General features: G+C 55.5%; 20 protein-coding genes. 9 read left to right on the top strand and 11 right to left on the bottom strand.

The features are described 5' to 3' along the window. Positions 1 to 36 precede the first annotated feature (36 nt). Positions 37 to 699 (top strand): SGNH/GDSL hydrolase family protein, encoded by a 663-nt coding sequence (locus ACEWZM_RS11035; protein ID WP_414006481.1) that lies wholly within the window; start codon positions 37 to 39, stop codon positions 697 to 699. On the opposite strand, the gene rarD is transcribed toward ACEWZM_RS11035, so the two are convergent. The 9 genes from rarD to ACEWZM_RS10990 form a co-directional block, all read right to left on the bottom strand. Continuing rightward, entirely contained in the window at positions 700 to 1,593 is an 894-nt protein-coding gene (gene rarD / locus ACEWZM_RS11030; RefSeq protein ID WP_414006480.1) for an EamA family transporter RarD, read from the bottom strand. A 183-nt stretch (positions 1,594 to 1,776) separates the two neighbouring features. Further along, the gene (locus ACEWZM_RS11025; RefSeq protein WP_414006479.1) at positions 1,777 to 4,227 is read right to left on the bottom strand and encodes a GcvT family protein; all 2,451 of its coding nucleotides are present in this window, start codon (positions 4,225 to 4,227) and stop codon (positions 1,777 to 1,779) included. A gap of 119 nt (positions 4,228 to 4,346) precedes the next feature. Next, positions 4,347 to 5,351 (bottom strand): GlxA family transcriptional regulator, encoded by a 1,005-nt coding sequence (locus ACEWZM_RS11020; RefSeq protein WP_414006478.1) that lies wholly within the window; start codon positions 5,349 to 5,351, stop codon positions 4,347 to 4,349. Continuing rightward, the gene (locus ACEWZM_RS11015) at positions 5,332 to 7,776 is read right to left on the bottom strand and encodes a GcvT family protein (RefSeq protein WP_414006477.1); all 2,445 of its coding nucleotides are present in this window, start codon (positions 7,774 to 7,776) and stop codon (positions 5,332 to 5,334) included. Before ACEWZM_RS11015 ends, ACEWZM_RS11020 begins: the two co-directional genes overlap by 20 nt. Before the next feature lie 45 nt (positions 7,777 to 7,821). After that, positions 7,822 to 8,196, bottom strand: a complete 375-nt coding sequence (locus tag ACEWZM_RS11010; protein ID WP_414006476.1) for a GFA family protein — start codon at positions 8,194 to 8,196, stop codon at positions 7,822 to 7,824. Further along, positions 8,193 to 8,822: a LysE family translocator gene (locus ACEWZM_RS11005; RefSeq protein WP_414006475.1), complete on the bottom strand. Its 630-nt coding sequence runs from the start codon at positions 8,820 to 8,822 to the stop codon at positions 8,193 to 8,195. Before ACEWZM_RS11005 ends, ACEWZM_RS11010 begins: the two co-directional genes overlap by 4 nt. Further along, the gene (locus ACEWZM_RS11000; protein ID WP_414006474.1) at positions 8,822 to 9,391 is read right to left on the bottom strand and encodes a helix-turn-helix domain-containing protein; all 570 of its coding nucleotides are present in this window, start codon (positions 9,389 to 9,391) and stop codon (positions 8,822 to 8,824) included. Before ACEWZM_RS11000 ends, ACEWZM_RS11005 begins: the two co-directional genes overlap by 1 nt. 205 nt (positions 9,392 to 9,596) lie before the next feature. After that, positions 9,597 to 10,055 (bottom strand): GAF domain-containing protein, encoded by a 459-nt coding sequence (locus ACEWZM_RS10995; RefSeq protein WP_414006473.1) that lies wholly within the window; start codon positions 10,053 to 10,055, stop codon positions 9,597 to 9,599. Positions 10,056 to 10,149: 94 nt separating this feature from the next. Further along, the gene (locus ACEWZM_RS10990; RefSeq protein ID WP_414006472.1) at positions 10,150 to 11,322 is read right to left on the bottom strand and encodes a thiolase family protein; all 1,173 of its coding nucleotides are present in this window, start codon (positions 11,320 to 11,322) and stop codon (positions 10,150 to 10,152) included. Between the two features lie 93 nt (positions 11,323 to 11,415). On the opposite strand from ACEWZM_RS10990, the gene ACEWZM_RS10985 reads away from it, so the two are divergent. The 3 genes from ACEWZM_RS10985 to ACEWZM_RS10975 all read left to right on the top strand — a co-directional run bounded on the left by ACEWZM_RS10985 (position 11,416) and on the right by ACEWZM_RS10975 (position 14,019). After that, entirely contained in the window at positions 11,416 to 11,760 is a 345-nt protein-coding gene (locus tag ACEWZM_RS10985) for an STAS domain-containing protein (protein WP_414006471.1), read from the top strand. A gap of 35 nt (positions 11,761 to 11,795) precedes the next feature. Beyond that, positions 11,796 to 12,242, top strand: coding sequence for an ATP-binding protein (locus tag ACEWZM_RS10980; RefSeq protein WP_414006470.1), 447 nt, complete (start codon positions 11,796 to 11,798; stop codon positions 12,240 to 12,242). Positions 12,243 to 12,444: 202 nt separating this feature from the next. After that, positions 12,445 to 14,019: a gamma-glutamyltransferase family protein gene (locus tag ACEWZM_RS10975; protein ID WP_414006469.1), complete on the top strand. Its 1,575-nt coding sequence runs from the start codon at positions 12,445 to 12,447 to the stop codon at positions 14,017 to 14,019. 79 nt (positions 14,020 to 14,098) lie between these two features. Here the strand turns inward: ACEWZM_RS10975 and hspQ are convergent, their stop codons facing one another. Beyond that, positions 14,099 to 14,425 carry a heat shock protein HspQ gene (hspQ, locus tag ACEWZM_RS10970; RefSeq protein WP_414006468.1) on the bottom strand — a complete coding sequence of 109 codons (327 nt, stop codon included), beginning with the start codon at positions 14,423 to 14,425 and terminating at the stop codon, positions 14,099 to 14,101. 257 nt (positions 14,426 to 14,682) lie between these two features. Here hspQ and ACEWZM_RS10965 point away from each other — a divergent pair, with 257 nt between their 5' ends. The 3 genes from ACEWZM_RS10965 to ACEWZM_RS10955 are packed head-to-tail and all read left to right on the top strand — an operon-like array spanning position 14,683 to position 16,490. Then, positions 14,683 to 15,618 (top strand): tetratricopeptide repeat protein, encoded by a 936-nt coding sequence (locus ACEWZM_RS10965; protein ID WP_414006467.1) that lies wholly within the window; start codon positions 14,683 to 14,685, stop codon positions 15,616 to 15,618. A gap of 27 nt (positions 15,619 to 15,645) precedes the next feature. Then, the gene (locus tag ACEWZM_RS10960; protein ID WP_414006466.1) at positions 15,646 to 16,287 is read left to right on the top strand and encodes an LON peptidase substrate-binding domain-containing protein; all 642 of its coding nucleotides are present in this window, start codon (positions 15,646 to 15,648) and stop codon (positions 16,285 to 16,287) included. Further along, a complete protein-coding gene (locus ACEWZM_RS10955) occupies positions 16,284 to 16,490 on the top strand; it encodes a Trm112 family protein (protein WP_414006465.1) in 207 nt (68 codons plus the stop codon). Before ACEWZM_RS10960 ends, ACEWZM_RS10955 begins: the two co-directional genes overlap by 4 nt. 103 nt (positions 16,491 to 16,593) lie before the next feature. Here the strand turns inward: ACEWZM_RS10955 and ACEWZM_RS10950 are convergent, their stop codons facing one another. Further along, positions 16,594 to 17,820, bottom strand: coding sequence for an FAD-dependent monooxygenase (locus ACEWZM_RS10950; RefSeq protein WP_414006464.1), 1,227 nt, complete (start codon positions 17,818 to 17,820; stop codon positions 16,594 to 16,596). Positions 17,821 to 17,909: 89 nt separating this feature from the next. Between ACEWZM_RS10950 and ACEWZM_RS10945 the strand changes: the two genes are divergently transcribed. Continuing rightward, on the top strand, positions 17,910 to 19,238 hold the full coding sequence (locus ACEWZM_RS10945; protein ID WP_414006463.1) for an amidase: 1,329 nt from the start codon (positions 17,910 to 17,912) through the stop codon (positions 19,236 to 19,238). A gap of 108 nt (positions 19,239 to 19,346) precedes the next feature. Continuing rightward, positions 19,347 to 20,525, top strand: a complete 1,179-nt coding sequence (locus ACEWZM_RS10940; RefSeq protein WP_414006462.1) for an aminotransferase class I/II-fold pyridoxal phosphate-dependent enzyme — start codon at positions 19,347 to 19,349, stop codon at positions 20,523 to 20,525. The last annotated feature ends 13 nt before the right edge of the window (positions 20,526 to 20,538 follow it).

The raw sequence follows: 20,538 nt of genomic DNA, 5'->3' as shown, positions 1-20,538 counted from the left end.
GCGCTGCTGCCCCTGTTGCTGGTTCAGGCGATCAACGTGCGGCGCAGTGCGCTGCGACTACCAGAACCCTCAGGCCCCCGATTTGGGCAACTGGGTCACGGTACGCCGCTGCGGCTGCTGGTTGCTGGCGACAGCTCAGCTGCCGGGGTCGGTGTTGGCCGTCAGGAAGATGCGCTCAGTGGTCAACTGGTCGCCAGACTAACCAAGGGGCGGCACCTGACCTGGCGGTTGGAAGCTACAACCGGACATCGCAGTGCTGATACATTGGCGCGGGTCCACGCGCTACCGCCACAGACATTCGATGTTGCTGTGCTCGCCCTTGGCGTCAATGATGTGACACGTCTGGCCCGAGGGCGAAAGTTTCACATGGAACAGTCCGCTCTGATTCAACTGTTGCGCGATCGGTTTGGTGTAAAACTGGTGGTCTTGTGCGGCGTTCCGCCCATGGCCGATTTCCCCGCTCTTCCCAGCCCTCTGGCCTGGGTATTGGGACAACATGCAAAACGGCTGGACCGGGTACTGGCAAGGCTGGCAAAGCAAGACCCGAGTGTTGTGCACCTACCGTTCAATATGCCCCATGACCCAACGCTGGCTGCACGAGATGGGTATCACCCCTCCGCAGAAGCGTATTTTCTTTGGGCAGAGGCATTGGCCGAGATCATCAACACCCAACTCGCCAATCGGACGGCTGCCGAATAGTCATTCACGACGCATCTGACGAACCAACGAGACCGAGTAGATCACCAAGGCCAACCAAATCATCGGGAAGGCAATCATCCGTGCGCGGCCGAATTCCTCACCGAAGATAAAGACCGCCGCCAGAAAAATCATGGTAGGCGCGATGTATTGCAGAATACCGATAGTGGACAACCGCAGAAGTTTTGCGCCATTGGCATAGGTAATCAAAGGCACGGCTGTAACGACCCCACAGCCCAAAAGCAGCAAGGTGTCGCTCACGTCACTGCCAAAGTGAGCGCCGCCTGTGGCCGTCTGATAGGTCAAATACGCCAACGCCGGGGGCGTAAGGATCAGCACCTCAAGCATGAACCCCTGATTTGGCCCCACTGGCAGTGACTTTTTGAAAAACGCATAGAAGCCCCAGCTGAGAGTCAGACCAATCGCGGCCCAAGGCAACCGCCCGGCATCCACTGCCAATACCAGCACAGCCAGCGCCGCCAATGCAATCGCCACCAATTGTGCAGCGGTCAGTCGTTCACCTAGCAGCAACGCACCCAATGTGACACTGAACAAGGGATTTATATAATAACCAAGAGCCGCATCGAGAGCGTGCCCACTGGCGATGGACCACACGTAGATCCCCCAATTCACCGAAATCAAAGCTGCGGTCACGGCCCCCATCAATAAGACTTTTGGAGACGTCAGCGCGGCCTTCAGATCTCGTGTACGGCGCAGGATGATCAACAATATCCCCGCCACAGGCACCGACCAGATCACCCGATGCGCCACGACCTCGGCCGCAGGCATATGGGCCAAGGCTTTCATATATAGCGGCAGACCCCCCCACATCAGATAGGCGGATACTGCAAAAGCAAGGCCCTGCGGCGTGTCTTTGTTCTCGATCTGCGGCGTCATCTTGAAAATCTCCTTGAGCCGCGTTTATGACAGCTCAACGGGCAATTGACAGAGCGGAAACAGCAAAACAAGCCAATCGCGTTGATCAATAGAACGCCCATACCACCATCGACGTTAGATGCGCGGATAGCGCGCAGCTTCTGTCGCTCTGAGATGACCTTCATCCAGTGGAATTTATTGGGTTTATTGCTTAACCCGTTCCGATTTTGGATCGTACATTGGCTTCAGCGACGCCTCGGCTTTGACTTTCACACCGCAGACGTCAATCTCGTAGGATGAGCCCAGCACATCTGCCACGCTTTCACCCTCGCATGGAACGTAGCCAAGCCCGATAGCCGCACCCAATGTGTGCCCGTAATTGCCGGAGCTGAGGTAACCCACATAATCGCCGTTCCGAATGATCGGCTCATTGTGGAACAGAAGCGGCTCAGCGTCGGCCAGCTTGAACTGCAACATTCGGTTCATCGGGCCAATTGCCTTACGCTCCAGCACAGCGTCCTTGCCGATAAAATCGATCTTATCTGTCTTCACTGCAAAGCCTAGACCGGCGTCAATCACGTTGTCCTCACATGTGATGTCATGGCCGAAATGGCGGAAGCCCTTCTCAATCCGGCAGCTGTCCATCATGTGCATACCACAAAGCTTCGCCCCCATTTCCTTACCTGCTTCATGCAACGTCTCAAACGCATGACCTGCCATATCGGCACCGACATAGATCTCCCAGCCAAGTTCACCGACATAGGTCACGCGATGGACACGGGCGAGGCCCATACCCAGCTCGATCTCCTGCGCGGTCCCAAAGGGGTTCACCTCATTGGAAAAATCGTTGGGCGAAACTTTTTGCAGCAGCTTACGCGCGTTCGGACCCATTACGGCCAACACACCTTCGCCTGCAGTCACATCGGTGAGTACTACGCGTTGATCCCCAACATGGCGCATCATCCAAGTCTGGTCAGCCAGTCGCGTCGCAGCCGGTGTCACCACCAGATAAGACGTCTCACTCAGGCGGGTAACGGTCACATCCGCCTCGATCCCACCGCGAGTATTCAGAAACTGAGTATAGACAATCTTGCCAACCGGCACCGACAGATTTGCGCCGCAGATGTAGTTCAGAAAGGTTTCAGCATCCGGACCTTCTACGCGAATTTTGCCGAAGGAGGACATGTCGTACATGCCGACATTCTCGCGGACGGCCTTATGCTCGACGGCGGAATTTTCAAACCAGTTCTGACGTTTCCAACTGTACTGATATTCCCGCTCCTGGCCTTCATTTGCAAACCAGTTGGCGCGTTCCCATCCTGCAAGCTCGCCGAATACTGCACCTTGTTCTTTCAAATGGTGATGGAACGGCGTCCGTCTTACGCCACGTGCAGTAGCCTTTTGACGGTAGGGGTAGTGGTCTGCATAAAGCAGACCCAGCGTTTCTTTTGAACGTTCAAACAAGTAGTGCTTGTTGCCCTGAAACGGTTGCATCCGACTTACATCGACGTCACCCAAATCAAACGGTTTCTGCCCGTCGTCCATCCATTGTGCCAAAGCCATCCCTGCCCCGCCGGCGGACTGAATTCCAATGGAATTGAACCCTGCTGCAACCCAGACATTGTCCATCTCGGGAGCAAGACCAAGATGGTAGGCATCGTCCGGGGTAAACGATTCCGGACCATTAAAGAACGTATGGATACCTGCCTCAGCCAACATTGGCATGCGGTTGCAGGCCGCTTCCAAGATCGGCTCGAAATGGTCAAAATCCTCGGGCAGCTGGTCGAACTCAAACGTATCCGGAATGCCCTTCATTGCCCACGGCTTCGCATTCGGCTCAAAGGCACCCAGGAGGATCTTACCGGCATCTTCCTTATAGTAGGCGCATTCGTCGGGCACTCGCAGCACCGGCATCTGGGTCAGTCCCGCGATACCTTCGGTCACGATATAGAAATGCTCACATGCATGCAGAGGCACATTTACACCTGCCATACGGCCAACCTCATGGCCCCACATGCCTGCGCAGTTTACCACCATGTCTGCTGCGATATGTCCTTGGGACTGGCCGTCATCACTGATCCAATCCACGCCAGTGACCCGCCGACCCTGTTTGGCGATCCCCGTGACCTTGATCCGTTCCTTAACCAACGCACCGTGCTGGCGGGCGCCTTTTGCCAGAGCAAGCGCAATGTTGGCCGGATCACCCTGACCATCCTTTGGCAACCATACGCCCGCTGTAACGTCACATACGTTCAGGTGCTCGTAGCGGTTTTTTACGTCTTCGGGGGAGATTTCCTCAACTTCGACGCCAAAGGCACGCGCCATCGCCGCCTGCCGAAAAATCTCTTCTTTGCGCTCATCCGTAAGGGCGACCGTAATGGACCCGCAGCGTTTGAAACCCGTCGCGACTCCAGTTTCAGCTTCCAGAGCACCGTATAGCTCTTGGCTGTATTTTGCCAATTTGGTCATATTGGCGGTCGCGCGCAGTTGGGCAATCAGTCCAGCTGCATGCCAGGTGGTCCCCGACGTCAACTGCTTGCGCTCCAGCAGAACCACATCTTCCCAACCCAGTTTGGTGAGGTGGTAAGCCACTGAACACCCGATCACGCCACCACCGATAATGACCACGCGGGCCTTGTTGGGAAGATCACTCATTTCGTTTCTCCTGAACACGCTGAGCATGAGTTTGCCACGTAAGCGCGACAGAAAATGCATGAAAAACGCCAAGCCGGCCGCAGTAATCTCCAGACAGATTTCTCAGCTATTCAGCATTATTAACTGGAGTGAGTCGAGCGCCGGGATTTGCGCAGACCAAAGGGCGTCATTCCGAAAAATTCCTTATATAGACTCGAAAACCCGTTCGAAAATCCACAGGCGAGCCCAATTTCACGGACACTCATAGTGGTGTTCAGCAGCAGGTTATTCGCCTTGTTCAGACGCATTTCACGGTAAAACCCGTTGGGTGTGGTGCCCAGAAATGTCTTGAATTTGCGCTCCAGTGATCTGGTCGAAATACCCAAGTGATCGACAATCTCATTGATCGGCAACGGATCTTCTATGTGGTCCTGCATTATCCGGATTGCCTGGTCGAGGTCGGCATCGCCGGTAATGGTTGGCTTCACTCCCGAGAACGGCTGTAGCGAGCCATAATCGCGGATCTTGTCATGTAGCAATATATTCGCAACCGTCACCTGGGCCGCCGCTGAGGTCAGCTGTCCGATCAAGGCTAAGACGATATCGACCGTCGCGCCCATCCCTGCACAGGTCACGACCTGACCATCCTCACTGGCCAACGCATAGTTAGCGTCAAACAATCCCATTCGTTCCCGCATCAAGGTCGCATTTTCCCAATGCGTTGTATGCCGCGTGCCGTCTTTGCCATTATCGCGAATATATCTGCTGGCGGCCTCGGCCAGCAGATATACCTTGGCGCCGCGCGCACGGTACGTACCGATAAGTGACCCCATAGACAAAGCCGTACAATCGGGATCGGTATTGCCCAGAACGAATACGCAATCGGCGTCTGTTTTTGCAATAAAAGGCTCTGTCTTCACAAATGCGCCCGCATGGCAGCCGATTTGGCCGCCCTCTGCCGATCTCAGTGTCCATGAAAATGGTGGCTGCGCCAATACGCGGTTGGCCAAGCGCAAGGGTTCAACCACAGCGGAGAATTCAGTCAGGACAAAGCCCTCGGTCAGCAGGATATCGACCTGCCACAGACGCCCCCCGGAGGCCAGACCACCGAGGGTAGTGGCCACCTCAGGCCCGGAGCCGGTCATTGCTTGGATCCCACAAAGGCTCGTCTTTCTGAACCACGGCACGATACTTCTGGCCGTAGATTTCCACCTCTACCTCAGTACCCGCAATTGCCAATTCCGCACGGACCATGCCCAGCGCAATGGATGCATTCACACGATACCCCCAATCACCAGAGGTGGTCTCGCCCACGATCTCGCCGTCTTTCCAAATGCAGGACATATAGGGCGCGTCTGCATCTCCAGCTTCGACAATCATAGTGACAAAAGACTTCTTCACGCCTTGCTGCTTTTCACTCTGGATTGCGGCTTTGCCAGGGAAATCCTGCGGCTTGTCGAGTTTGATAAACCGCTCCAGCCCGCCCTCTAGCAATGAGTAATCGGTACTTAGATCTCCCTTCCAAGTGCGATAACCCTTTTCGATCCGCAAAGAGTTCAGCGCATACATACCAAAGGGTTTGGCACCACCTGCCAGCAAAGCATCATAGATCACCTGCTGGTGCGCATTGGCGCAATGCACTTCCCAACCCAGTTCTCCAGCGTAGGAAACACGCGCCAGAAACGCACATTTCCCCGCGACAGAGGCTTCTTGATGGGTCAACCAGCCAAGGGAAAGATCAGCATCCGAGAGTGAAGCAAACAGCTCACGCGATTTCGGGCCGGTCACAATCATGGTTGCGTATTCTGTCGTGCTATCGCTCAGAGACAAACCTGCTGGCAGCGCTTTTTTCAAGATCTCAAAGTCATGCCATTGGGCCGAACCAGCGGTGATCATGGTGAAGTGGTCTTCGCCGTGACGCACGCAGGACATCTCAGTCAGGATACGACCGCGAGTATCCGAGAAGTAGACCAGATTCATCCGCCCAACTTTGGGTAGGTCGCCGGTGATCTGGCCTCGTAAAAACTCTGCAGCGCCGTCACCTTCCAGATTGAAACGGGAAAAGCCCGGCAGATCCAGTACACCGACACCATCGCGAACCGCCTCGCATTCTTCCTTGATACGTTGCTGCCATGGGCCAGAGCGCCCCCATGTATGGGTCGCTTTTTCTGATGTGTCATCACCATCTTCGGCAAACCAGTTGGCGCGCTCCCAACCGTTGTAAGTCCCCATCTGGCCGCCCAGTTCAATGACCTTGCTGTTAACCTGGCTGACCTTCTTGCCGCGCGCAGCAGGCCATTCATGGTGCGGAAAATGCATGGCGTATTCGTTGCCGTAGACTTCCATACCTTTCTGATCACAATAATCCTGATCGGTGTAGTCTGTGTAGCGACGCGGATCGACTGCCCACATGTCCCACTCGGTCTGGCCGTCAATGATCCATTCCGACAGAACCTTACCCGCCCCGCCACCTTGGGCGATACCAAAGGTGAAGACGCAGGCTTCAAATGCATTGTCGACACCTGGCATAGGCCCAAGCAGCGGCAGACCATCAGGTGCATAGGGAATCGGACCATTGATTACGCTGGACACACCGGACTGCGCCATCAGCGGCACCCGTTCCATCGCATCGGTCACAATATCCTCGATCCGGTCCAGATCGTCCGACCAAAGCTGGAAGGAAAAATCGTCTGGCATCTGGTTGTCTTCGGTCAGCCATTCACCCTTACAATTGGGTTCATAGGGGCCAAGATTATAGCCGTTCTTTTCCTGACGCAGATAGTAAGACACGTCGACGTCACGGATCAGAGGCAGTTTCTTTCCGTGTTCCTTACTCCAGGCCGCCACTTCATCAATCTGCTCAGTCAGCAGATACTGGTGAGACATAACCATCATTGGCACTGTCCGACCGCCATACGGCTTGAACCACTCACCGACACGCTGAGCATAGTAACCTGCAGCATTCACCACATAATCACATTCGATATCGCCCTTTTCGGTATGAACAATCCAACCATTATCCGTTTGGGTAACGCCAGTTGCCGGGCAGAAACGGATAATCTTTTGCCCCAGATCGCGCGCGCCTTTTGCCAACGCCTGAGTCACCTGCGCCGGATCGATATCACCATCGGTCGGGTCATACAGCACCGCCTCGAGATCGTGGGTTTCGAGAAAGGGATAGTGCTCTTTGGCTTCTTCCGGTGTCCAGATCTCCATCTCGATACCCTGATACCGCCCCATAGCACAGGCGCGCTGAAACTCCTGCACGCGCTCTTTCGTGTGGGCCAGCCGGATCGATCCCGACTGGTGGTAGTTCATCGGGTAGTCAACCTCTTCGCCGAGACGGGAGTACAACTCGGTTGAATAGCGCTGCATGTTCATGATCGACCAAGAGGTCGAGAATGTCGGTACGTTGCCGGCCGCATGCCAGGTCGAACCAGCTGTCAGCTCGTTCTTTTCCAGCAAGACACAATCGGTCCAACCCTTTTTACCCAGATGATATAGAGCTGAGCAGCCAACGATGCCGCCGCCGATGATGACCACGCGGGCCCGTGTTGGAAAATCAGACATGGTCGTCTCCCTGTTAAGGATGGTTTCGATCTGGTAGTTGCCAGTTCAGTACTCTTCTTGAGGCAGCCCGTCGGCGATGTGATAGTAGTCACCCTTGTTGGCTACAAAGATGTGCTTCTCGAGTTGGAGCCCAGTTGGATTGTTCACCGCTCCGAGAGCAAAGCTGATGGTGTCTTCAGTATTTGCTTTCCAGAACAGGAAGGATCCGCAGGCCGGACAGAACCCACGCCGGGCATCCGGACTGGAGGCGTACCAGCGCACCTCGCCGGTAATGGTGAGATCACTGTCAGCGACATAAGCGGAAGACCAGATGCCCCCTGACTGACGTCGGCACTGGCCGCAATGGCACATCGATACGCCCCTAGGGGTGACTTTGGTCTCAAACTGAACCTCACCGCAGAGACAATGACCCTTGATCATGACGCGCCCTCCAAATTGGGTAAACTGCTTGCACCCAAAAGGGCGCCGTAGACGATGAAGCAGATTGCCAGAACACGGCGAATCCAGATGTTAAAAACAGCAGCAAGCGCTGCACGCCCCATGCCCACGCCGAACAGAGTGAAGCCCGTGTAGCTAAGCGTGGTCAGCACCAAAGCAGTGGGCATAATGACAGCCATCTGCGACCAAATCGGAACGTCTGGTTGCACAAATTGCGAGAAGGCAGCCAAATAGCCAGCAAAGCTTTTGGGGTTGATGGTCGCTACAGCCAAGGCATGTAAATAGACGTGGCGAGCAGGGCGCTCCACTGATGGTACCGGTTTGGTGGCGGTCCGCCAGCCGCGGATACCAAGGTAAATCAGAAATCCGGCCCCGATAAGTTTTGCGACAAAGAACCCCGTGGGAGACGCAGCGATCAGCGCTGTGATGCCCAAAGCTGACAACAATAAAAACACCGTAGCCTGCGTCAGGATCGCCATCACCCCAAGCATCGCCTTACCAAAACCAAGGTTCATTCCGTTTGAGATGCAGTTCACTGCGTTCGGGCCCGGTGTAGTGACGAAGGCCAGCCAGAACAGTGAAAATATGATCCACGCGTCAAAGCTCATCAATACACCGGCGGCGCAATAACCCAGACGGTGACCGCAGGCACTTCATAGGGGTTGGCCCATTGATACATCTCTTCCTTGATGCGGAAGCTATCACCCGGACCCACCGTAAAGCTTCGACCACCGATGATAAGATCAAGCTGACCTGAGATCACATAGCCAACCTCCTGCGTGGGTCGGTCTGCCGGTGTTTGCATTCGCGAATGAGGGCGAAAGGTTGAGTGCACCATCTCAAAATCATCCGTCAAATCGGGAGAGAGCAACTCTTCTATCAACCCTTCCTCACCGGACCCCATCGGACGGCGCGCACCTGCGCGGACAATGTAACCCTGTTCAGATACCGGAGCCGCCGAATGGGCAAACAACATCGACATCGGAACGTCCAAGCATTTGGCAATAGCGCGCAGGTCTGAAATTGAAGGCTCAGAAATATCCCGTTCAACTTGGCTCAGCCATCCAACCGAACGTTCAAGCCGGGCTGCCAAATCAGCCAGCGTCGCTCCACGTGCCTTACGTAAAGCCCGCAAATCGGCGCCCAAGCTCGCTGGTTGTGGTGATTGGTCCGTCACATAACACCTGTGAAAATTTCTGCTGTTTTTTCACGGTGCTTCAAGTCAGTGAAAAAAACAAGGACTTTTTCACTGACTCTTCTGTTCCTAAAACAGGAAAAGACCCGGCACCCAAGGACACCAGATCTCTCAACTCTCGTAAACCCTCCAAAGCTGGACCATGCACAAGGCGTCAAGCAGTCTGCGACCGCGATATGCCGATTTCCTATTTTACAGAAAACACCCGTGACAGGATCTCTGAGAGGTGTTTTGCATCCTCGATGTCAAAGGCATTGGGCAAATCACTGTCGATATCAAACACTGCGATGACATCGCCAGAGGCATCAAAAATCGGCAACACCAGCTCAGACCGGGTCGAGGTGGCGCAGGCGATATGCCCCGGAAAAGCTTCGACATCGGCAACCAGCTGTACATCTCCGGTTCTGGCAGCCGCACCACAAACGCCCCGAGAGAACGGAATCTGCAAACACCCATGCCCACCTTGATAAGGGCCGATTTTCAGCTGTTCCGGTGCGACCACACGATAGAAACCGGTCCAGTTGAACCGGTCATCGCTGTGATGCACCTCGCAGGTGATTGTGGCCATCAATGCAACGGTATCACTTTCGCCGTCTGTCAAAGCAGCGATGGTCTGGGACAGTTGGGCGTAGTCTACTCGGGTCATAAAAATCCCTGCTAGAGAATGAATAATGGGAGGGAGCTTTCGGCCCCCTACCCGCTTAGTGGTCAAATTATTCTGCAAAGTTCACGCGGATGGATCAGACCCGTTCGATGGCGATAGCAGTGCCTTCGCCACCACCGATGCAGATCGCCGCGATTCCACGCTTTAGGTCTCTCTTCTCCAAAGCATTCAGCAACGTAACCATAATCCGTGCACCGGAGGCCCCAATCGGATGGCCCAACGCGCAAGCCCCTCCGTTCACATTCACCTTGTCACGGGGCAGGCCCATTTCGTGCATGAAGGCCATGGGCACAACGGCGAAGGCTTCGTTCACCTCCCACAAATCCACATCGTCCGTTGTCCAGCCAATCCGCTCCATTAGCTTATTCGCGGCTGGTACTGGGGCTGTCGTGAACAAACCTGGCGCCTGGGCATGACTGGCATGTCCCATTATGCGGGCTCTGATGGTCAGACCCTGCGCTTCGGCAGCATCCTCCGAGGCCAAAACCAAGGCCGCAGCACCGTCGGAGATAGAAGAGGCGTTGGCCGCTGTAACAGTGCCATCCTCGCGGAAAGCAGGCTTCAGCGTCGGAATTTTATCAGGACGCGCGGATTTTGGTTGCTCATCCGTATCTGTGACAACATCACCCTTTCGCGTTTTAATCGTGACAGATGCAATTTCACCGTCAAACGCACCACTTTCCTGCGCTGCCAGAGCGTTGGAAAGCGATGTCATTGCATACTCATCCTGCGCCTCGCGGCTAAATTGGTAGTTCTCTGCACAATCCTCAGCAAATGTACCCATCAACCGTCCTTTGTCGTAGGCATCCTCCAGCCCATCCAAGAACATGTGGTCGATCACCTGACCATGACCGATACGTGCACCATTTCTCATTTTTGGCAGCAAATACGGGGCATTGGTCATGCTCTCCATACCGCCAGCGATCATGGTATCCGCCTGCCCTAGCGCGATCTGATCATAGGCGATCATCGCCGCCTTCATTCCTGACCCACACATTTTGTTCAATGTCGTCGCAGGAACTTCTTCGTCAAGACCTGCAGCGAATCCTGCCTGCCGTGCGGGTGCCTGCCCTTGCCCGGCTGACAGGACACATCCCATCAGGACTTCGTCAACGGTGCTGATTCCTGCGCCCTCAAGCGCTGCGCGGATCGCAGCCCCGCCGAGGTCAACGGCAGCTACCCCATTATATATGCCCTGAAATCCACCCATTGGAGTCCGTGCTGCGCCTGCAATTACAACTTTTTTCATCTATTTTACCTCCGACTATCGAAATAGTGCATACAGAATCGTAAGGATTGGCGTCTAGGCTGATCGTCAACACATATTGACGCGGGGACCCTCATGAGCCTAACGAGCACTACAGCAGATGGCACACAAATTGTGACCGTCAATGCCGAACGCATTGACGCTGCTATGGCCATCCAATTCAAAGAAGACATGCGCGCAACCACTGAAAATGGCCCTAATAGGGTTATTCTTGATTTGTCAGAGGTGAAATTTATCGATTCCAGTGGGCTTGGTGCTATTGTTGCCGCCATGAAACAGCTAGGCCAAGGCCGAAAACTGGATCTCGCCGGGTTGACGCCTATGGTCGACAAGGTGTTTCGGCTGACGCGGATGGATACCGTTTTTGATTTGTATGCGTCGTTAAACGACGCAACGGTATCCACTCACATCGATTCTTGAACCCACGCGTGTTTGTAACGCAGAGCGAATAGACAATGCTTGAAACCTTTTCTTGCACGTTCACTGCAACGGAACTGGATGCCAGGACGGGTGTGCAGGACGTCGTCGCTCGGCTGCGCACAATGGGGATCCATGACTCTCGCGTGGATGAGGTGCAAATCGCTCTGACCGAGGCCGTGAACAACGTCGTAGAGCACGCCTATGCAGGAATGGATATCGGTGACGTACGCATTCGATGCAACTTGCACCCTGGGCAGCTATGGATTTCGATCGGCGACGGCGGCGCGCCCTTCGAAAACAATGAACTGCCTGCTGGCACCGCACATGACCTCACAGTTGAAATAGATCAGTTGCCAGAGGGCGGGTTCGGATGGTTGTTGATCCGCGAACTCGCTTCAGACGTGCAGTACGAACGTGATGACACCGGCAACAATCTATCGCTTTGCTTCGAGATTCAGATGCGCAATGCAGATAGCATGTGACCGGGCCAAAGCGTGCAGTCACTCGCCCGGCATACTTGGTACCAAAGCGATCCATCCCCACATTTCACTAATATTTCATCCCGCGTGATCAGCCCGATAGCCTTCGCAGTCCGCGTCGGCTGGCTCTTCAATCGCTGACTGTGCTTTGTCATTGCCTTTGCCTTCGCAAGACCTAATCTGCCTTCCAACCACAGGAGGGATTATGCGCGATTTTCATCAACCAGGACGCTCGGCAGTCTTTGCCGCAAACGGCCTTTGCGCCACCTCTCACCCGCTAGCGGCCGGTGTTGCCGTCGACATTCTGAAGCGCGGCGGCAACGCCATGGATGCCGCCATCGCTGGCGCGGTGCTACTTGGCATCTGCGAACCACAAATGACCGGAATCGGCGGCGACTGCTTTGCCCTTTACTCAAGGCCCGGCTTGCCCATTCAGGCGATGAACGGTTCAGGGCGTGCTGCCGCTGCTGCAGATGCCGCGGCATTGAGAGATGCAGGTCTGAGTGCGGTCCCGACAACCAGTGCGCATGCCGTAACGATGCCGGGTGCAATTGATGCCTTTTGCAAATTGTCCGAGACTGAAGGAAAGCTGGGGCTGGATGCGATCCTTGCGCCCGCGATTCACTACGCGGAGACGGGTATTCCGGTGGCCCCACGTGTCGCCTTTGACTGGCGCAATGATGCCGAAACGCTGCAAGGCAGCGCTCGTGATCGCTACCTCTTTAATGGTTCGGCCCCAAAAACCGGGCAGATGTTCTCTGCCCCGGGCCAGGCAGAGGTCCTCCGACGGATCGCCAAAGACGGTCGCGATGCGTTTTATACCGGTGAAATTGCTGATGACATGATAGCCGCTTTGCAGGCACGCGGCGGAACGCAAAGCGCAGAGGATTTTGCCAATACGCGAGCAGAAAGGACTACCCCAGTCGCCGGTGCCTACAAAGGGGTCGATCTGGTAGAACATCCGCCCAATGGTCAGGGGGCAACGGCTATTTTGATGCTGAATATCTTGAAACACTTTGACATGGCGGCGATGGATCCAGTCGGCGCGGAGCGTGTTCACATCGAAGCAGAAGCTGCCAAGCTGGCCTATGACGCGCGTAACCGTTTCATCGCTGATCCTGATCACACAAGCCGACTGGATCACATGTTAGCACCTGAAACGGCTGCGCAACTGGCTGAACTGATTGACCCGAAACGCGCCATGGCTGCAGCGGCTCCAATTAGCGAAGCAGTCCATAAGGACACGATTTACATCACCGTTGTCGACAAAGACCGCATGGCTGTGTCTCTGATCTACTCTATCTTCCATGGCTTCGGTTCTGGTATCGCTTCTGACAAATTCGGCATCCTGCTGCAAAACCGGGGCGCAGGTTTCACCTTGGAAGACGGCCACCCCAATATGCTAGCCGGAGGGAAACGCCCTATGCATACCATCATCCCCGGCATGCTGCGCAAAGATGGCGACGTCACCATGCCGTTTGGCGTAATGGGCGGCGCATATCAGCCAAACGGCCATGCCCGGTTTCTGTCCAATCTCACCGATTTCAAATTGGATCCACAGGCCGCTATCGATATGCCTCGCGCCTTCGCGGATGGCGGTGCGCTAAAAGTTGAGCGAGGTTACAGCGATGCAGTGAGGCAAAAGCTTGCAGACCTAGGCCATAACATCACGATCCCGGATACCGCAATCGGCGGGGCTCAGGCGATCCACATTCACGATTCGGGCGTGTTGGAAGGTGCTAGCGATCCACGCAAAGACGGCTGCGCATTAGGATACTAAACACATTGGGCGACTACGCGATACGACAGTTCCTCCCGCTTAAATCAAAGTGGTGGGAGGGCAGCCTGCTGCGCCTTACTCAGTTCAACTGATAGTCCAGAGCATAACTGCCATCGTCGAAACTGCCAAACATCTCATGAATATCGGGATGGCCAACTGGTTCGCCAGAATAGTCGGCGATCAGGTTCTGTTCCGACACATACGCCACATAGTAAGTCTGATCGTTTTCCGCCAATAGGTGGTAATAGGGCTGATCCTTGACTGGACGACTGTCCTCCGGAATCGCTTCATACCACTCTTCAGTATTAGAAAACTCGGGATCGACATCGAAAACAACACCACGAAAAGGGTGCTTACGATGGCGGACAACTTGTCCAAGATTATATTTGGCGCGTGTTCTAAGCATGAATGCTGTTCCTACCGCCTCATGATACTCTGCCACAAGTGGAAATGTCCAATTAACGGCGGGGTTTCCGCAGAAACACTCTGTCATCCACGTCGGGACAATATTACTCCCTTACGCCCGATGCCCTTGTTTCGATTACTCGCCCGCTGAAACAACACCAAATCTATGCGCGGCATCCGGCTTTGGGCAGATGCCCCCTTGGTTTCTGAGTGGCCAGCTTTCATATAGGGAGCAAGTTCGAAATGGAGAGTAAGCGCATGATCGATATTCTTGGCGGCGCGGGAGATTTGGCCCCCGCAGATGATCTGGTCAAAGACGTGACCGAGGCGACATTCATGCAGGACGTGGTCGACGCGTCGATGCAAGCGCCAGTGATTGTGGATTTTTGGGCACCATGGTGCGGACCGTGCAAAACACTTGGCCCCGCGCTGGAAGCCGCAGTGGCGCGCGCAAAAGGTGCGGTCACGATGGCCAAGATTGACGTGGATCAAAACCAGCGATTGGTGCAGGCACTGTCCCAGCAGGGGCTGCCATTGCAATCGATCCCAACTGTGGTTGCATTTGTACAGGGTCGCCCAGTGGACATGTTTCAGGGCGCTGTTGCTCCTTCTGAAATCGATGCTTTTATCAAGCGTGCGATTGAAGCGTCAGGCGGCAGTGCAGATGGTGGTCTTGGTGAAGCGATCGAAGCCGCCGAACAAATGCTAGCTGACGGCGAAGCCTCTGACGCGGCACAAACCTTTGCTGCGGTCCTCGGCGAAGACGACAAGAACGCCGCTGCATATAGCGGCCTTGCCCGTGCCCATGTTGCGATGGGCGATTTGGATCAGGCCGAGGCGGTACTCAATGGAGCTCCGGCCGAAATCTCCGACGCTGCAGAAATTGAAGCCGCGCACGCCCAGATTGCATTGGCACGCCAAGCCGAAAATGCAGGTCCGGTGACGGAATTGCGTGCTGCGGTTGATGGCAATCCTGAAGACCGTCAAGCGCGGTTTGATCTAGCCCAGGCCTTACATGCCGCAGGTGAGACCGAGGCCGCGGTAGACGAGCTATTGATTCTTTTCCGCAAGGATCAAGAGTGGAACGACGGGGCCGCCAAGGCACAGCTATTTACAATCTTTGATGCGCTAAAACCAAATGACCCAATTGTTCTGAACGGTCGGCGCAAACTTAGCTCCATCATATTTGCCTAAGGCAGCGCCAGCGCTACAGTAGCTTATATGATACAGGCCACTGATCTTCCAGACACCCTAGCGGTGTTTCCTTTGCCCGGAGCCCTCTTGCTGCCCCGGGCACGATTGCCTTTGCACATCTTCGAACCCCGCTACCTGCAGATGTTGGAAGACGTGTTCAAAACATCGCACCGAATGATCGGCATGGTGCAACCATTTCCATCCAAAGCAAAAGAAAACAACCTGCACAGCATCGGGTGCGCCGGGCGGGTGACACAGTTTTCGGAGACCGAAGATGGGCGCTATCTGATCACCCTGTCAGGCGTTTCTCGATTTCGAATTAATAAGGAGGTGAACGGTTTCACCCCTTATCGGCGATGTGATGTTGACTGGGACAGCTTCAACCGCGATCTGGGTAAGGTAGAAGCCGATGAAGACTTTAATCGGCCTAGCTTTTTGGAATTGCTCGAACGGTTTTTTGAATCCCGCAGCCTGGCGACCGATTGGGAGGTCCTTAAGGATGCGGAAGACGAGCTGTTGATTAATTCGCTGTCCATGATGCTCGACTTCGATCCTGAGGACAAACAGGCCTTGCTAGAAGCGCCATCCCTTGCCACAAGACGCGAAACATTGGTCACATTGATCGAATTCGCCCTTCGCGGCGGCTCGCATGAGGAAATCCTGCAATGAGCACTGAACCTTCGTCACCAGATACTGCGAGGCCAGCCTTTGACCGCCGGATGCTGGAGGCATTGGTATGTCCACGCACTCAGACGGTTTTGGAATATGACGCGAGCGAGCAAGAGTTGATTTCCCGTGCTGCCAATCTGGCCTTTCCGATTAGGAATGGCATTCCGGTTATGCTTGAGGATGAAGCCCGCATTCTAGAGTAAGCCTGCCGCCGCTGATCCGCAGCTACTCAGCGAAAATGAGCTGGCCGGGCGCAAACTGCCAGATGTCGCCTTTTCCGACTGTTGTTGTATTGGTTGCCGGTTCTCAAATCGCCCGTCCCTGCAATAGGCGCGGCATATCTCCGCTCAGGCCTGCAGCTTCGCGAATGAACGTCCGCCGCAGCCCGGGGAAAGCGTCAACCACGCCCATGCCAATATCCCGTCCGAGCCGTAAGATCGGGTTGTCGTTGGAAAATAGCCGGTTGAAGGCATCCGTGGCCGCCGCAAGGCTAGCCGTGTCAAAGCGACGCCACTGCTGATAGCGCGCCAAAACAAGCGGGGAGGCAATATCTTCGCCACGCCGCTTCGCCTCGGTCAGAACCTCCGCCAAGGCGCCAACATCGCGCAAACCTGCATTCAGTCCCTGTCCGGCAATCGGATGAATCCCATGTGCGGCATCGCCAACCAGTGCTAGGCGATCAGCAATAAATGCGTTGGCCAGCGTAAGGTTCAGAGGGTAGGTAAAGCGATCGCCTGCAAGGCTGATCTCTCCCATAAAGTCACCAAACCGCGGGCGCAGCGCAGCCAGATAATGCACGTCGGCCAGTGCCTGAATCGATTTTGCGACGCTGCTCCGTTCACTCCACACGATGGAAGACCGATTGCCGGGCAAAGGTAAGATAGCCAACGGCCCATTCGGCATGAAGAACTGATGTGCGACGCCATCATGCGGTTCTTCATGCTGAATGGCGCAGACCAGCGCTGTCTGACCATAGTCCCAACCCGTACGTTTTATACCAGCACGCGCGGCGGTCCCACTACGACGACCATCCGCACCAACAATCATGCCACCACGCAGCGTATCTCCGGAAGCCAGCGTCACGGTAACTCCGGTAGTGTCAGTCTGTTGTGCGACGACTGTCTGCTCATCAACCAATGTGATCGCGGTATTCTCTTCCATGGCGCGACGCAAAGCGCGGCGCAGGTAGCGATCCTCAATCATGTAGCCCATGGGGCCGTCTTCAATCTCGGCATGGTCAAAATGCATGAAAAACGGTGATGGTCCCTGACCGGCACGCCCATCAGTCACCTTGATTTCCAACATCGGCTGCGAATGGTCCGCAACCTGAGGCCAAACGCCGATCTGATCCACCAACCGCTGCGAGGATAGCGCCAGCGCGTAGCTGCGCCCGTCAAAGGCGTCGTCGTCACGCAGATCCCGCGGCAGTGCATCAATCAGGGTCACCGTATGGCCCGTTTGCGCAAGTGCCAGCGCAAGCGCCGGACCATTGAGACCACCGCCCACAATCAAGATGTCAGATGTGTTTTTCATGCCTCGCAATATGCGCCTGTAAATAGGATTGTCCATGGGGCGCGGTGCCGCTACCGTTGCCTCATCCCATTCAATTTAGAGAGGCGCATATGCAAGAGTGGCTGACGCAGACCGCAGCGGAGCTGGGCCGTGCTATTGACGCAGGCGATATTTGCCCGGTCGCCCTGACCAAGACCTACCTTGAGGCCATTGACGCTCACCCCGAACGGGATCGGATCTACTCTGTGGTCACTCATGATCGCGCCCTGGCAGAAGCAGAGGCCGCTAAGCTGCGCGCGACACAAGGCCAGCGTCTATCGCTTCTTGATGGGGTTCCAATTAGCTGGAAAGACCTCTTTGACAGCGCAGGCATCGTAACCGAAGCCGGGTCTGACCTGCTGGCCAACCGAACTCCGGACGATGACGCTCGCGTGTTGCAGTCTGCCACAGCAATGGGCGCGGTCTGCCTTGGTAAAACACATATGAGCGAGTTGGCATTCTCTGGGCTCGGCCTAAACCCCGTCAAGGCAACACCGCCCTGTGTTCATGATGCAGACGCTGCTCCCGGAGGGTCCTCATCCGGTGCGGCGACCTCAGTTGCCTTTGGCTTGGCCGCTTGTGGAATAGGCTCTGACACAGGGGGATCTGTACGCATTCCGGCTGCCTGGAACGATTTGGTCGGACTGAAAACAACGTCGGGGCGGGTCAGCCTAGAAGGGGTTGTTCCGCTTTGCCTGAAATTTGACACCATCGGCCCACTGGCACGGTCGGTCGAGGACGCCGCGCTTTACCTGGGCCTGTTGGAGGGAACACCCGGCCCCGACCTGCGTGGAGCTACATTGGAGGGTCGTCGTTTTGCAGATCTGCGCACGGTAGCTCAGCAGGATCTGGCACCCAAGATTGCCGAGGCTTACAGCGACTCTCTGAACAAACTGCGCACTGCAGGGGCGGATGTTATCCCGCTTGAGATACCAGTACTGGAAGAGGCAATGTCGCTGAGCGCAGTGCTCTTCACAGCAGAGGCTTACGGCCTGTGGAAAGATGTGATCGAAACCACACCACATTTGATGTTCCCGGAAATTCTGGAGCGATTCCGTTCCGGTGCGAGTTTTAGTGGCCCCGATTATGTTGCCGCCTGGGCCAAGCTGGAACAAGCCCGCGTCGAATGGGATCTGGCAACTGCGGGGTTTGACGGCGTGCTCTGCCCGACCTCACCCATCCTGCCACCTAATGTCGACCGGCTGCATAACGATCACGACTACTACATCCACTCAAACCTAATGGCCCTACGCAATACCCGGATCGGCAACTTGATGGGATTATGTGCCCTATCGCTTCCTACCGGTGTGCCGTCTTGCGGTTTACAAATCCTCGGACAACCCGATTGCGAAGAGGCGCTGTTGCGTATCGGCGCGGCGGCAGAAAGAGCACTGGCGTGAAAGCCACATTTTGCCAAGGCACAACGCGCGTGGCTGGACGGGGGGGGATCGGCTCTGTAGTTTGTTTGCAAACGGGACACGAACGATCCTGGACCTGAGGCAAGACATATGAATTTTCCGGAGCGGTTTTCCAACCTGCCGCCATACGCGTTCCCGCGCCTGCGGGCGTTGCTTGACCATCACACGCCAGGCGGCGACGTGGTGCATATGACCATTGGCGAACCGAAACATGACTTTCCGGCTTGGGTGACGGATGTGATCGTCGAGAACGCCGCGGGATTTCAAAGCTACCCGCCCAACGAGGGCAGCGTTGAACTACGCGAAGCGATCAGCAACTGGATCAAGCGCCGTTATGATGTAAGCGTTGACCCAATGACGCAAGTCATGGCGCTGAACGGGACACGCGAAGGACTCTACAACGCCGCAATGGCGCTGTGCCCGGAACAAAAAAATGGTCAAAAACCGGTCGTCCTGATCCCAAATCCCTTTTATCAGGTCTATATGGTCGCCTCAATTTCGGTGGCAGCGGAACCGGTCTTCGTACCTGCAACGGCCGAAACTGACCATCTGCCCGATTATTCCAGTTTGTCGCCTGAGGTTTTGAACCGAACCGCAGTTGCCTATATTTGCTCGCCCGCCAACCCGCAGGGCGCCGTTGCGAGCCGGGATTATTGGACACAGTTGATCAATATCGCGGAACAATATGATTTCCGCATTTTTGCCGATGAGTGCTATTCGGAAATCTACCGCGATGCCGCGCCTATAGGCGCACTAAGCATTGCTCAGGAACTTGGCGCTGATCCGGAACGCGTGGTCTTGTTCAACTCTCTCTCCAAACGCTCCAACCTTGCAGGCCTGCGATCAGGGCTGATTGCGGGCGGGCCTGAAACTATGAAACGCGTCCACCAGCTCCGCGCCTATTCGGGCACCCCCCTGCCGGCACCGTTGCAAGCAGCTGCAGTGCAAGTATGGGCAGATGAGGCCCATGTAGAGGAAAACCGCACCCTTTACCGGGAAAAATATCAGATCGCCGACCGTGTCTTTGACGGGTTGGACGGCTACATGGCGCCGCAAGCCGGTTTCTTCCTGTGGCTGCCCGTCCAGGACGGTGAAACCGCTGCGCTGAAGCTGTGGCAGGAAACTGGCGTACGTGTGCTACCGGGTGCCTATCTGGCTCAAGGGGGCGGAATAGAGAACCCAGGAGCCGGCTATATTCGCGTGGCTTTGGTCGCCCCGGCGCAACAGACAGAGGCGGCCCTGCGCAAATTGCGCAGCTGTCTCTACTAAAGACCGATTGAAT

Source organism: Phaeobacter cretensis, from assembly GCF_047372505.1.
In the GTDB taxonomy this organism is placed as follows: domain Bacteria; phylum Pseudomonadota; class Alphaproteobacteria; order Rhodobacterales; family Rhodobacteraceae; genus Phaeobacter; species Phaeobacter cretensis.
Note: the sequence above shows the minus strand (reverse complement) of the source record. Positions and strands in the feature narration are given on the sequence as shown.

Coding starts and splice junctions, on each gene's coding strand:
- ACEWZM_RS10975 (WP_414006469.1), top strand. CDS start 12,445: ATGCGCGATTTTCATCAACCAGGACGCTCGGCAGTCTTTGCCGCAAAC.
- ACEWZM_RS10985 (WP_414006471.1), top strand. CDS start 11,416: ATGAGCCTAACGAGCACTACAGCAGATGGCACACAAATTGTGACCGTC.
- hspQ (WP_414006468.1), bottom strand. CDS start 14,425: ATGCTTAGAACACGCGCCAAATATAATCTTGGACAAGTTGTCCGCCAT.
- ACEWZM_RS10995 (WP_414006473.1), bottom strand. CDS start 10,055: ATGACCCGAGTAGACTACGCCCAACTGTCCCAGACCATCGCTGCTTTG.
- ACEWZM_RS10955 (WP_414006465.1), top strand. CDS start 16,284: ATGAGCACTGAACCTTCGTCACCAGATACTGCGAGGCCAGCCTTTGAC.
- ACEWZM_RS11025 (WP_414006479.1), bottom strand. CDS start 4,227: ATGAGTGATCTTCCCAACAAGGCCCGCGTGGTCATTATCGGTGGTGGC.
- ACEWZM_RS10990 (WP_414006472.1), bottom strand. CDS start 11,322: ATGAAAAAAGTTGTAATTGCAGGCGCAGCACGGACTCCAATGGGTGGA.
- ACEWZM_RS10980 (WP_414006470.1), top strand. CDS start 11,796: ATGCTTGAAACCTTTTCTTGCACGTTCACTGCAACGGAACTGGATGCC.
- rarD (WP_414006480.1), bottom strand. CDS start 1,593: ATGACGCCGCAGATCGAGAACAAAGACACGCCGCAGGGCCTTGCTTTT.
- ACEWZM_RS11005 (WP_414006475.1), bottom strand. CDS start 8,822: ATGAGCTTTGACGCGTGGATCATATTTTCACTGTTCTGGCTGGCCTTC.
- ACEWZM_RS11020 (WP_414006478.1), bottom strand. CDS start 5,351: ATGACCGGCTCCGGGCCTGAGGTGGCCACTACCCTCGGTGGTCTGGCC.
- ACEWZM_RS10940 (WP_414006462.1), top strand. CDS start 19,347: ATGAATTTTCCGGAGCGGTTTTCCAACCTGCCGCCATACGCGTTCCCG.
- ACEWZM_RS10960 (WP_414006466.1), top strand. CDS start 15,646: ATGATACAGGCCACTGATCTTCCAGACACCCTAGCGGTGTTTCCTTTG.
- ACEWZM_RS10950 (WP_414006464.1), bottom strand. CDS start 17,820: ATGAAAAACACATCTGACATCTTGATTGTGGGCGGTGGTCTCAATGGT.
- ACEWZM_RS11015 (WP_414006477.1), bottom strand. CDS start 7,776: ATGTCTGATTTTCCAACACGGGCCCGCGTGGTCATCATCGGCGGCGGC.
- ACEWZM_RS10945 (WP_414006463.1), top strand. CDS start 17,910: ATGCAAGAGTGGCTGACGCAGACCGCAGCGGAGCTGGGCCGTGCTATT.
- ACEWZM_RS11010 (WP_414006476.1), bottom strand. CDS start 8,196: ATGATCAAGGGTCATTGTCTCTGCGGTGAGGTTCAGTTTGAGACCAAA.
- ACEWZM_RS10965 (WP_414006467.1), top strand. CDS start 14,683: ATGATCGATATTCTTGGCGGCGCGGGAGATTTGGCCCCCGCAGATGAT.